At 59.0% G+C, this 1,052-nt stretch carries 1 protein-coding gene; it reads right to left on the minus strand.

Annotation, left to right across the window (positions count from 1 at the left end; all coding sequences use genetic code 11):
• Positions 1 to 19: 19 nt before the first annotated feature.
• Positions 20 to 959, minus strand: a protein-coding gene (locus ACZBJS_RS42550; protein ID WP_463440337.1) for an IS630 family transposase whose coding sequence is annotated in 2 segments (ribosomal slippage) — positions 20 to 622 and positions 624 to 959 — 939 coding nt in all. Because the reading frame shifts where the segments join, the coding sequence is not laid out codon by codon here.
• Positions 960 to 1,052: the final 93 nt, after the last annotated feature.

The raw sequence follows: 1,052 nt of genomic DNA on the forward strand, positions 1-1,052 counted from the left end.
GCGCTAAAGCGTGATGGCATTAGGTCCGATAGCCTGAATTTTTCAGGTAGTTGGCGCATTCCTCGGATGTGAAGGCATCGAGTGCGTGGCTGATTGCGGCGCAGACCGCGTCGACGGTTCGGGCGGCAGCTTTGCGGACGAGGTGCTTGAGCTTGGCAAAGACCTGTTCGATCGGATTCAGGTCTGGCGAGTATTTTGGCAGGAAGAAGAGCTTGGCACCGACCGAACGGATGAGTTGGCGAACTGCTTTGCTCCTGTGGCTGCCGAGGTTATCCAGGACGACGATATCGCCGGGTCGAAGGACGGGCAGAAGGACCTTCTCGACATAGGTGCGAAAGCTCACGCCATCGATCGGTCCTTCGATGAACCATGGCGCATCGATCCGGTCATGACGCAGGGCCGCCAGGAAAGTCATGGTCTTCCAGCGGCCATGGGGAACCTTGGCGTGAAGTCTACTCCCGCGCGGCGCCCATCCTCGCAAGGGCGCCATATCGGTCCTGGTCCAGGTCTCGTCAATGAAGACCAGCCGCTCAGCTTCGACGCGTCCTTGATATTTTGTCCACTGGGCTCGCCGCCGCGCGACCTCGGGTCGATCGCGTTCGCCAGCCGCCACGCTTTTTTTTGAAGCTGAGCTTCTCGGCGTGCACGAAATCCCACACTGAATGGTAGTCGACCTTCAGGCCACGTCCGGCAAGCTCGGCAACGAGGCCCCGTATGGTGAAATCGCCGTCCTTGATCCGTTGCGACAGCCAAACCGCGTGGTCTCCCGAAACCGCCTTCGGCTTGTGACCGCCCATCTGACCAGGCTCAACGCTGCCGGTCTCCTCGACCCGCTGCATCCAACCAATAGCCGTGCTGATTGCTACTCCAAACTGCTTGGCCGCCTGATTGCGGGACATCCCGCCCTCGATTGCAGCCACTACACGCCTGCGAAGATCCAGAGAATACGGCTTGCCCATCCATGCTGGCCTCCGTCCAGCCAGCATGATGAATCAGAAACAACCTGATTTGGGAATCCTAAATCGATTCAACCTAACCCCATCCCGCTTTAG

This window comes from Bradyrhizobium sp. KZN70725, from assembly GCF_055264925.1.